The organism is Chelatococcus sambhunathii, from assembly GCF_001418005.1.
GTDB lineage: Bacteria > Pseudomonadota > Alphaproteobacteria > Rhizobiales > Beijerinckiaceae > Chelatococcus_A > Chelatococcus_A sambhunathii.
The window spans coordinates 339,674-351,287 of the sequence record NZ_LIOL01000002.1 but is presented as its reverse complement, the minus strand read 5'-3'; the positions used below and the strand labels follow the sequence as shown (position 1 = coordinate 351,287).

At 67.7% G+C, this 11,614-nt stretch carries 8 protein-coding genes; all 8 read left to right on the top strand.

The features are described from left to right. Positions 1-75 precede the first annotated feature (75 nt). Positions 76-372: an FAD assembly factor SdhE gene (locus ASC46_RS05205; protein WP_425349086.1), complete on the top strand. Its 297-nt coding sequence runs from the start codon at positions 76-78 to the stop codon at positions 370-372. 68 nt (positions 373-440) lie between these two features. Further along, positions 441-3,962 carry a transcription-repair coupling factor gene (gene mfd, locus ASC46_RS05200; protein WP_245280470.1) on the top strand — a complete coding sequence of 1,174 codons (3,522 nt, stop codon included), beginning with the start codon at positions 441-443 and terminating at the stop codon, positions 3,960-3,962. A 312-nt stretch (positions 3,963-4,274) separates the two neighbouring features. After that, on the top strand, positions 4,275-5,531 hold the full coding sequence (locus tag ASC46_RS05195; protein WP_055458226.1) for an ROK family protein: 1,257 nt from the start codon (positions 4,275-4,277) through the stop codon (positions 5,529-5,531). Next, entirely contained in the window at positions 5,518-7,050 is a 1,533-nt protein-coding gene (locus ASC46_RS05190; protein WP_055458225.1) for a sugar ABC transporter ATP-binding protein, read from the top strand. Before ASC46_RS05195 ends, ASC46_RS05190 begins: the two co-directional genes overlap by 14 nt. A gap of 71 nt (positions 7,051-7,121) precedes the next feature. Then, positions 7,122-8,093, top strand: coding sequence for an ABC transporter permease subunit (locus tag ASC46_RS05185; RefSeq protein WP_425349095.1), 972 nt, complete (start codon positions 7,122-7,124; stop codon positions 8,091-8,093). 80 nt (positions 8,094-8,173) lie between these two features. Then, positions 8,174-9,106, top strand: coding sequence for an ABC transporter substrate-binding protein (locus tag ASC46_RS05180; protein WP_055458223.1), 933 nt, complete (start codon positions 8,174-8,176; stop codon positions 9,104-9,106). Between the two features lie 64 nt (positions 9,107-9,170). Beyond that, on the top strand, positions 9,171-10,127 hold the full coding sequence (locus ASC46_RS05175; RefSeq protein ID WP_055458222.1) for a carbohydrate kinase family protein: 957 nt from the start codon (positions 9,171-9,173) through the stop codon (positions 10,125-10,127). Further along, the gene (zwf, locus tag ASC46_RS05170) at positions 10,124-11,605 is read left to right on the top strand and encodes a glucose-6-phosphate dehydrogenase (protein ID WP_055458221.1); all 1,482 of its coding nucleotides are present in this window, start codon (positions 10,124-10,126) and stop codon (positions 11,603-11,605) included. Before ASC46_RS05175 ends, zwf begins: the two co-directional genes overlap by 4 nt. The last annotated feature ends 9 nt before the right edge of the window (positions 11,606-11,614 follow it).

Below are 11,614 nucleotides of genomic sequence, written 5' to 3'. Positions count from 1 at the left end.
TCCTGTCGGGCGCTATATACCCGCCCGAGCCTGGCGCGACGACTCTCGCGTGTTCGGCCGCGAAGGAGACAAACCGTGAACGACAATCAGCCGGACGACAGCGACCTCGCCATGCGCCGGCGGCGCATCCTCTACCGCGCCTGGCATCGCGGCATGCGCGAGATGGACCTGATCATGGGTCGCTTCGCCGATGCTCACTTGGCGCAGCTGGATGAAGAGGAGATCGCCGAGTTCGAGCGGCTGATCGAACTCGTCGACAAGGACCTCTTCTCCTGGATCAGCGGCAGCGAACCGGTACCGGCCGCCTACGACACGCCGCTCTTCCGCCGCATGCGGAACTTCCACGCAGACGGCGCACCCGCGCGATCATAAGGCTTGAGAACTCGCGGCGTTCCGACTGCTTCGGACAGTCGGCAGAGACATCCATCATCAGGGTTGCCATGCAGCTGAAACGCGCCATCGAGGCCCTGAAGCGGGCCGAAAGCCTCACCGTCGCGAGCGTGCCCGACGGGCTCGACGCCATCGTCGCGGCCGACCTCGCACGCGCCCTCGCCAAAGGCGAGGAAAGGGCGGCGACGCTCGTGCACGTGGCCCGAGACGGTCAGCGCATGGCCGCTATGGAAGCGGCGCTGTCCTTCGTCGCGCCGGAGATCGACGTCCTTTCCTTTCCCGCCTGGGACTGCCAGCCGTATGATCGGGTGTCGCCCAACGCCGCCGTAACCGCGCGACGCATGACGACGCTCGCCCGGCTCGCCCGCACGCGGGCCGGAGAGGACAAGCCGCGCATCCTCCTCACGACCGTCAACGCCATCCTGCAGCGCGTGCCGCCCATCGCCCGCATCGCCACCGAGACGCTCTCGGCCGCGCCCGGCAATGTCATGGACATGGAGGCGCTGGTCAGCTGGCTCGAGGTCAATGGCTTCCTGCGCACCGGCACCGTGCGTGACACGGGCGAATATGCGGTGCGCGGCGGCATCGTCGACCTCTATGCCCCTGGCATGCCGGAGCCGCTGCGCCTCGATTTCTTCGGCGACACGCTCGAATCGATCCGGGCCTTCGATCCCGAGACGCAGCGCACGACGCACCAGCTGCGCGCGCTCGACCTCGTGCCGATGAGCGAACTGCAGCTCACCACCGAGACGATGCGCCGCTTCCGCCAGGGCTATGTGGCGGCCTTCGGCACGGCGACGCGGGACGATACGCTCTACGAAGCGGTGAGCGAGGGGCGCCGCCATCCCGGTGTCGAACACTGGCTGCCGCTGTTCCACGACCATCTCGACACGCTGTTCACCTATCTGCCGGGCGTGCCCTTCGTCTTCGACGCGCTCGCCGACGACGCGGCGGGCGAGCGTCTCGCGCAGATCGCCGATTACTACGATGCCCGCAAGGCGGCCCTCGACCAGCCGGTCGTCGGTGGTGCGCCCTACAAGCCGCTGCCGCCGGATGCGCTCTACCTTGGTGTAAGCGAATGGGCACAACGAATTGAAAACGAATCGATTGTCCGCCTGACACCCTTCGCCCAGCCGGAGACGAGCGGACGGCTCGTGGTCGATGTCGGTGGCCGGCAGGGGCGCAGCTTTGCCGCCGAGCGGGCGGATGAGACGGTGAACGTCTTCGACGTCGCCGTGCGCCACGTGCGCGAGTTGCAGAAGGCGGGCAAGCACGTGGTGCTCGCCGCCTGGTCCGAGGGTTCGCGCGAGCGTCTTGGGCATGTGCTTGCCGACCATGGGCTGACGCAGGCGAAGCCGATTTCGCGCCTCGCCCATGTCTCGGCGCTTGCCCGCAACGAGGCGGCGCTCGCCGTCTGGGGACTGGAGCACGGCTTCGAGACCGATGACCTCGCCATCGTCGGCGAGCAGGACATCCTCGGCGACCGTCTCGTGCGCGCCAAGCGCAAGGCCAAGCGTGCGCAGGACTTCATCGCCGAGGTGTCGAGCCTCACGGCCGGCGATCTCGTGGTGCACGTCAACCACGGCATCGGCCGTTTCGTCGGGCTGAAGACCATCGACGCCGCCGGAGCGCCGCACGACTGCCTCGAGCTGCACTATGCCGGCGGCGACAAGCTGTTCCTGCCGGTGGAGAACATCGAGCTCCTGTCGCGCTACGGCTCGGAAGACACGGAGGCGGTGCTCGACAAGCTGGGCGGCGTCGCCTGGCAGGCGCGCAAGGCCAAGCTCAAGCAGCGCATCCGCGAGATGGCCGGGGCGCTGATCAAGATCGCGGCCGCGCGGGCGCTCAAGGAGGCGCCGCGCATTCAGCCGCCGGAAGGGCTCTACGACGAATTCTCGGCGCGCTTTCCCTACGACGAGACGGAGGACCAGCAGAACGCCATCGACGCGGTGCTCGACGACCTCGCCGCCGGGCGGCCCATGGACCGGCTCATCTGCGGCGATGTCGGCTTCGGCAAGACGGAAGTGGCGCTGCGCGCGGCCTTCGCGGTTGCCCTGTCGGGCCGCCAAGTGGCGGTCGTCGTGCCGACGACGCTGCTGGCGCGCCAGCACTACAAGGCCTTCGTCGAGCGTTTCCGGGGCCTGCCGGTCCGCATCGCCCAGGCGTCGCGCTTCGTCGCCGCGGGCGAGATAAAGAAGGTCAAGGAGGGGCTCGCCGACGGCACCGTCGACATCGTCGTCGGCACCCATGCCCTGCTCGGCAAGGCCATCCGCTTCAAGGACCTCGGCCTCATCGTCGTCGACGAGGAGCAGCACTTCGGCGTCGCCCACAAGGAGCGGCTGAAGGAGTTGCGCACCGAGGTGCACGTGCTGACTCTGTCGGCGACGCCCATTCCGCGCACGCTGCAACTCGCACTCACCGGCGTGCGTGAACTGTCGCTCATCGCGACGCCGCCGGTCGATCGCCTCGCCGTGCGCACCTTCATCACGCCCTTCGATCCGCTCGTCATCCGAGAGGCGCTGCTGCGCGAGCGCTACCGCGGCGGCCAGGCCTTCTACGTTTGCCCGCGCATCGAGGACCTCGCCGAGGTGAAGGCCTTCCTCGACGCCGAGGTGCCGGAGGCGCGCGTGGTCGTCGCCCACGGGCAGATGCCGGCCGGCCAGCTCGAAGACGCCATGACGGCCTTCTACGAGGGCAAGTTCGACATCCTGCTCTCGACGACCATCGTCGAATCGGGCCTCGACATTCCGCGCGCCAACACGCTCATCGTGCACCGGGCGGACATGTTCGGCCTTGCCCAGCTCTACCAGCTGCGCGGACGCGTTGGCCGCTCGAAGACGCGGGCCTATGCGCTCTTCACCGTGCCGGCCAACCGCTCGCTGACGGCCACGGCCGAGCGCCGGCTCAAGGTGCTGCAGTCGCTCGACACGCTCGGGGCCGGCTTCCAGCTTGCCAGCCACGACCTCGACATCCGCGGCGCGGGCAACCTCCTTGGCGAGGAGCAGTCGGGCCACATCAAGGAGGTCGGCTACGAGCTCTACCAGCAGATGTTGGAGGAGGCGGTGGCCCAGCTCAAGGCCGGGGTGACGGACGAGGAGGCCGAGGAGCAATGGTCGCCATCGATCACCATCGGCACCCCGGTGATGATCCCGGAGGGCTACGTGCCCGACCTGCAGCTGCGCCTCGGCCTCTACAAGCGCCTGTCGACGCTGGAGCGCGACGACGAGATCGACGCCTTCGGCGCCGAGCTCATCGACCGCTTCGGCCCGCTGCCGGAGGAAGTCGACCAACTCCTCAAGCTCGTCGCCATCAAGGCCCTGTGCCGGCGCGCGAATGTCGAGAAGGTCGAGGCGGGGCCGAAGGGTCTCATCGTCGCTTTCCGCGACAATTCCTTCGCCAATCCGGAAGGCCTCATCGCCTATGTCGCCGGCGAGGGCACGCTCGCCAAGGTGCGGCCGGACATGCGCATCGTCTTCATCCAGGACATGGACAGCGCCGAGGCGCGCCTGAAGGGCACGGCCCGCGTGCTGCGCGACCTCGTGCGCATCGCCGAACAGCGCAAGGCGGCGTGATTTTCGCAGCCGCAGAAAACCGGTCGCCGTCATGCCCGCGCCTGTCGCGGGCATCCACGTCTTGAGAAGAGCAGGGTTAAAAGCGCGGATGGCCGGGACGAGCCCGGCCATGACCAACTGGGAATGGGCGCAAAGATATCAGAGTAATCCATTGTCATATATAGATTTTGTCGCCTGTGCGGTCATTCCGCCCCGAGGCTCTCACCATCCTTTGCACGGCAAACTTGACAGCGGCGGCAGAACGCTCCTTAATAAGTCAACGTGATTTATAAAAAGGTCGCCAAAGCGGCCGGGGAACGACAGGGACGGGCCATGCGTGCCATGCGGGCCGGGCAGGGGACGAATTCCCTGCAGATCCGGCAGTACAACCAGCGTCTCGTCTTGCGCTGCCTGCGCCGTCTCGGCGAGGCGTCCAAGGCGGACCTTGCCCGCGCCGCGGACCTCACCAGCACGGCTGTCGGCCAGATCGTCGATGAACTCGACGCCCTCGGGCTCGTGGAGACCGTCGGCAAGCGCCACCGCGGCCAGCGCGGCCAGCCGGCGACGATTATGCGCCTCAACAGGGCAGGAGCCTACGGCATCGGTGTGCGGCTCGACCGCAGCCGCATCGAGACGGTGCTCGTCGACCTCGGCGGCCATCTCCTCGCCCAGTACACGCACGACATCGACTTGCCGTCGCCTGCCGTGGCGCTCGACATCGTCCAGCGCGACGTGGAGCAGTTGCGCGCCTTCTGCACGCCGGAGATGCGCGAGCGCATCACCGGCATCGGCATCGGCCGCCCCTACAATCTCGGCAGTTGGTTGCAGCAACTCGACCTCGTCGAGGTGCCCTCGCTGCACGAGTGGGACGAAACGGATTTCGCCGGCGACCTCGCCCGGGCCACGGGCCTCGCTACTGTGGAGGAGAACGACGGCGCTGCGGCGGCTATCGCCGAATTGTTCCACGGCCTCGGCCACGAGGCCGACAACTTCCTTTATCTTTTCATCGGGCCCTGCATCGGCGGCGGCCTCGCCATGGGCGGCGACTATCTGCGCGGCGAAACCGGAAACGCCGCCGACGTCGCGGTGATGCCCGCCGGGCCGAGCCGGCTGCCGTCGGCACCCCAAGGCCCGCATACGGATATTCTCCTGACGCGGGCCTCGCTCAATGCGCTCATCCGTCACCTGCGCCATCGCGGCGCGCATGTCACCGGCCTTGGCGACCTGCCGGGCGCGATGAACGGTCATCCCAAGGCGGTCGAGGAGTGGATGGACGACTGCGCCGATGCGCTGGCCGGGCCGCTGCTCGCCATGCGTGCCCTGCTCGACATCTCGCTCGTCGCCGTCGACAGCGACCTCGACCGGGTCTGGATCGACCGGCTGATCGCGCGGCTGGAGAAAGCGCTTGTGGCAGGTGTCGCCGAGGCGCGCACGCCGCCCGTCGTGCGGGCCGGGCACTTCGGCCCCTATGCCGGCGCGCTCGGTGCGGCGAGCCTGCCACTCTTCGTCCATTTCAGCCCGCGGACGGGCATCCTGACCGGCGAGGCAGCCGTCAGCGTCAAGGGAGGGAGCGAGCATGTATTCGCCTGAGCCCATTCTCGAAATGCGCGGCATCTCCAAGACCTTCCCGGGAGTCAAGGCGCTCAACGACGTCCAGCTGACGATCTATCCGGGCGAGATTCACGCGCTGATGGGCGAGAACGGCGCCGGCAAGTCGACACTCATGAAGGTGCTGTCCGGCGCCTATCAGGCGGATCCGGGAGGCGAGATCCGCATCGATGGCGAGCCCGTGGTGATCGACGGCCCGCTCGCCGCGAAGGCCTGCGGCATCGCCATCATCTACCAGGAGCTGGCGCTCGCCCCCAACCTGACGGTGGCCGAGAACATCCATCTCGGCATGGAGATTGGCCGCCGCGGCATGATCGACCGCCAGGCGATGGCCGAGGGCTGCGGCGAGATCCTCAAGCGCCTCGGCGCCACCTTCGGCCCGCGCACGCTGGTCGCGGACCTCTCGATCGCCGAGCGCCAGCTCGTCGAGATCGCTCGCGCGGTGCACGCCAGGTCGCGCATCCTCGTCATGGACGAGCCGACCACGGCGCTGTCCTCGCGCGAGACGGACCGGCTGTTCGCGCTCGTGCGCCAGCTGAGGGCCGAGGGGCTCGCCATCATCTACATCTCGCACCGCATGGCCGAGGTCTACGAATTGTCGGACCGGGTCTCGGTGCTGCGTGACGGCACCTATGTCGGCACGCTCGGCCGCGACGAGATCCGGCCGGAGACCATCGTGCGCATGATGGTGGGACGCGACCTGTCGTCCTTCTACAAGAAGGACCACGTGCCGGGCGTGCGCAACGCGCCCGTGCTCGAGGTGCGCAACGTGGGCGATGGCGCGCGCGTCAGGGGCTGTTCCTTCACGCTCCATGCCGGCGAGGTGCTCGGCCTTGCCGGCCTGGTCGGTGCGGGGCGGACGGAATTGGCTCGTCTCGTCTATGGCGCCGACACGCGCACGAGCGGGGAGATCGTCATCGCCGGCAAGCCGGCCGATATCCGCCGGCCGCAGGATGCCATCGACGCCGGGCTTGTCTATCTGACGGAGGACCGCAAGGCCCAGGGCGTCTTTCTCGACATGACGGTGGCCGAGAACCTGAACCTCGGGGTCATCGGCCGCGACGCCAGGGCGGGCATCCTCAACCGCGGCAAGGGCAGGTGGCGGGCGGCGAGGGCCATCAAGTCGCTCACCATCCGTGTCGCGAGCCCAGACGTGACGGTCGGCTCGCTCTCGGGCGGCAACCAGCAGAAGGTGCTGCTCTCGCGCCTCCTCGAGACGGAGCCCAAGGTACTCATCCTCGACGAACCGACGCGGGGCGTCGACATCGGCGCCAAGTCCGAAATCTACCGCATCATCGACCAGCTGGCGAAAACCGGCGTCGGCATCCTCGTCATCTCCTCGGAACTGCCCGAGATTGTCGGCATCGCCGACCGTGTCCTCGTCATGCGTGAGGGCGAGATCGCGGGCGAGGTCGGCGGGGAGACCGGCTACGCCATCACCCAGGAAAACATCATCGCGCTCGCAACCGGTGTTGACCGCTCGCTCATGGCGGCGGAATGAGCGACCAGACGAGAGGGAACGTCCCCATGTCCGCAGCCGAAGAAGCCGCGCTCGCCACACATCGGCGCATCATGTTGCAAGGGTTGTTGCGCACCGTCGGCATGCTGCCGGTGCTCGTCATCCTCTGCATCCTCATTCACGTGCTCACCCTCTATGTCACCGGGGAGGGGCGCTTCCTGACGGCGCAGAACCTGTCCATTGTCGCCCAGCAAGCGGCAATCAACACGGTGCTCGCCGCGGGCATGACCTTCGTCATCCTGACAGGCGGCATCGACCTGTCCGTCGGCTCGATACTCGCTGCCTCGGCGATGGTCGCCGTCATCGCCTCGCAGGACTTCGGCGTCCTCGGCGTGCCGGCCGCCATGGCCACCGGCCTCTTCTTCGGCCTCCTCAACGGCGCACTCATCGCCTTCGTGCGGCTGCCGCCCTTCATCGTCACGCTCGGCTCGCTCACGGCCGTACGCGGTGTTGCGCGCCTCCTCGGCAACGACACGACGGTGTTCAACCCGGAACTGCCCTTCGCCTTCATCGGCAACGGCTCGCTCGTCATCATTCCGGGCGTCCTCTCGATCCCGTGGCTCGCGGTCATCGCCATCGCGGTGATCCTCGCCTCCTGGTTCATCCTGCGGCGCACCGTGCTCGGCGTTCACATCTATGCCGTCGGCGGCAACGCCGATGCGGCGCGCCTGTCCGGCATCAAGGTCTGGGCCGTGCTGCTCTTCGTCTATGCCGTCTCCGGCCTCCTCGCCGGCCTTGGCGGAGCCATGTCGGCGGCGCGGCTCTATGCCGCCAACGGTCTGCAGCTCGGCCAGTCGTACGAGCTCGATGCCATCGCGGCGGTCATCCTCGGCGGCACGAGCTTCGTCGGCGGCATCGGCTCCATCTGGGGCACGCTCATCGGCGCGCTGATCATCGCCGTGCTGTCGAACGGCCTCATCCTGCTCGGCGTGTCCGACATCTGGCAGTTCATCATCAAGGGCCTCGTCATCATCGGTGCCGTGGCGCTCGACCGCTTCCGCCTGCAGGGCAGCGCCCGCACCTGACAGGCCGTCCGGCTCACGATCGGCGCCGTTCTGGTCCGGCGCCACGGACGCTCAACGACAGGACCAGGGAGGGAAATATCATGCTGAAACGCGTTCTGCTTGCCGGTGCCGCTCTCGCGCTCGCGACCTCCGTCGCCAGCGCCAAGGACCTCAAGGCGGTCGGCATCACGCTCGGCTCGCTCGGTAACCCGTTCTTCGTCACGCTGGCCAAGGGCGCCGAAGCCAAGGCCAAGGAGATCAACCCGGCCGTGCGCGTCACCGCGGTTTCGGCCGACTACGACCTCAACAAGCAGTTCACCCAGATCGACAATTTCATCGCCTCGGGCGTCGACCTCATCCTCCTCAATGCGGTCGATCCCAAGGCCATCGAGCCGGCGGTGAAGAAGGCGCAGGCAGCCGGCATCGTCGTGATGGCGGTGGACGTCGCAGCATCCGGCGCGGATGCGACAGTGCAGACCAACAATGTCCAAGCCGGCGAGATCGCCTGCCAATACATCGTCGACAAGCTCGGCGGCAAGGGCGACGTCATCATCCAGAACGGCCCGCAAGTTTCGGCCGTCATCGACCGTGTCAACGGCTGCAAGGCGGTGTTCGAGAAGGCACCGGGCATCAAGGTGCTGTCCTCGGATCAGGACGGCAAGGGCTCACGCGAGGGCGGCCTCAATGTCATGCAGGGGCATCTCACGCGCTTCCCGAAGATCGATGCCGTCTTCGCCATCAACGACCCGCAAGCGATCGGCACGGATCTCGCCGCCAAGCAGTTGAACCGCACGGGCATCGTCATCACGTCCGTGGACGGCGCGCCCGACATCGAGGCCGCCCTCAAGGGCAACACGATGGTCGAGGCCTCCGCCAGCCAGGATCCATATGCCATGGCGCAGCAGGCGGTCGAGGTTGGCTACGGCATCATGAACGGCAAGAAGCCGGAGCAGCCGATGGTGCTCATGCCCTCGACGCTCGTCACGCGCGACAACGTGAAGGACTACAAGGGCTGGTCGGCGCCGCGCAGCTGAGCCGTCTCACCCGGAGGCGGGCGCCGATAGCCGGCGCCCGCACAACAAGAGGCATGCCAGAGTCATGATTCTCGTTTGCGGCGAGGCGCTCGTCGATCTCTTCATCAAGGCGCGCGGTGCGGGGGGGCTCGATGCCGAAGCCGTCGTCGGTGGCTCGCCCTTCAACGTCGCGGTCGGCCTTGCGCGCCTCGGCTGCCCGGCCGCCTTCTGCGGCGCTATCGCCCGTGATCCACTTGGCGAGGAACTTGTCGCCACGCTGGTGCGCAACGGCATCGATGTCGCCCACGTGCGGCGCAGTGACCGGCCGACGACCTTGTCGGTGGCGACCGCGACCCAAGACGGCAGTGTGCATTACCGCTTCTATGGGGAGGAGGCGGCGGACCGCGACCTGCCGGCCGACGCGCTGCCGGACTGCAGCGGTTTTTCCGCCATCGCCGTCGGCTCCTACAGCCTCGGCGTGGAGCCGGTGGGTGCGACCATCGAGACGCTTCTGGCGCGCGAGGGCGCGCGCCGCGTCGTCAGCATCGATCCCAACCTGAGGCCGGACCTCATCAGCGACATGGGCGTCTGGCGGGAGCGCTTCGCACGGCTCGTCACCCATGCGACCATCGTCAAGGCGAGCGTCGAGGACATCGCCACTGCTTATGGTGAGGGGGTCGATGTCGACGAGATGGCAGCGTCCTGGCTCGCGGCAGGGGTGAAGCTCGTCGCGGTGACGCGGGGCGAGAAAGGCGCCAGCGCCTATCTCGCCGACGGCACCGTTCTCGACGTGCCGGCGCGGCCGATTCGGCTCGTCGATGCCGTCGGCGCGGGCGACACCTTCCATGCCGCGCTTCTTGCCTTCCTCGCCGGACGCGGCAAGCTCGACCGGCAGGCGATCGCGACGATCGACCACGAGACCGTCACGCAAGCGCTGCACTATGCCGTGAGCGCCGCCTCGATCACCTGCAGCCGACGCGGCGCCGATTTGCCCTCGCAGCAGGACGTGGAGGCAATTTTGCACGAAAGAACAATGGCATGACGAGCCGTGTTATTCCTGTTTCTCCGTTCGTGCTCGTGGTCTTCGGGGCAACGGGCGATCTCTCCCAGCGCAAGCTGCTGCCGGCGCTCTACCACCGCGACCAGGCCGGGCAGCTGCCGGACGAGGCACGGATCGTCGGCACCTCGCGCCGCAGCCTGAGCGAGGACGCGTTTCGTGCGCTGGCGAAGAAGGCGATCGAGGAACACGTCGCGGCGCGCGATATCGAACCCGTGGCGCTTGAGCGGTTCCTTGCCCGGTTAAGCTATGTCGCGGCAGATGCCGGCGGCAAGGAGGGCTGGGACGCCCTTGCTCGCGCCGCCGAGGCCGAAGAGCATTTCGTCCGCGTCTTCTATCTCGCGACCTCGCCCGATCTGTTCGGCCCGATCTGCGAGCGCATCGGCGCGCACGGCCTCGTCGACGGGCGCTCCCGTGTCGTGGTCGAGAAGCCGCTCGGCAAGGACCTTGCCTCGGCGCGGCGGCTGAACGAGGCCATCGGCCGCGTCTTCCCCGAGGAGAGCATCTACCGCATCGATCATTATCTCGGGAAAGAAACGGTCCAGAACCTGATGGCGCTGCGCTTCGCCAATGCGCTGTTCGAGCCGTTGTGGAACGCTGCGCACATCGACCATGTGCAGATCACGGTGGCCGAATCCCTCGGCGTCGAAGGGCGGGCGGGCTATTACGACACCGCCGGTGCCATGCGCGACATGGTGCAGAACCACATCCTGCAGTTGCTCTGCCTCGTCGCAATGGAGACGCCGACCTCGATCGCGGCCGATCCCGTCCGCGACGAGAAGCTCAAGGTTCTCAAGGCGCTGGTGCCGATCGGCCCGCACAATGCCGGTCAGCTCACGGTGCGCGGCCAGTACCGCGCCGGCGCGTCGGCCGGCGGCGCGGTGCCGGGCTATCTCGAGGAGCTCGGCGCCCATGTCAGCAACACGGAGACCTTCGTCGCCCTGAAGGCCGAGATCGCCAACTGGCGCTGGGCCGGCGTGCCGTTCTACCTGCGCACGGGCAAGAGGCTCGCCACGCGCGTATCGGAGATCGTCGTCACCTTCCGCGCCATTCCCCATTCGGTCTTCGATGCCGGCGCCGGGCCGATCACACCCAACCGCCTGGTCATCCGGCTGCAGCCGGACGAAGGCGTGAAGCTGTGGCTGATGATCAAGGATCCCGGCCCCGGCGGCATGCGCCTGCAGCACCTGCCGCTCGACATGAGCTTCGCCGAGGCCTTCGGCGTGCGCAATCCGGACGCCTACGAGCGCCTCATCCTCGACGTTGTGCGCGGCAACCAGACGCTGTTCATGCGCCGCGACGAGGTGGAGGCGGCCTGGACCTGGATCGACCCCATCATCGAGACCTGGCAGGAGACGCGCGACGCCCCCAAGTCCTACACGGCGGGCACGTGGGGCCCCTCCGCGTCGATCGCTCTCATCGAGCGCGACGGCCGCACCTGGTACGAAGACGGCGCGCTGTAGCGCAAGCGG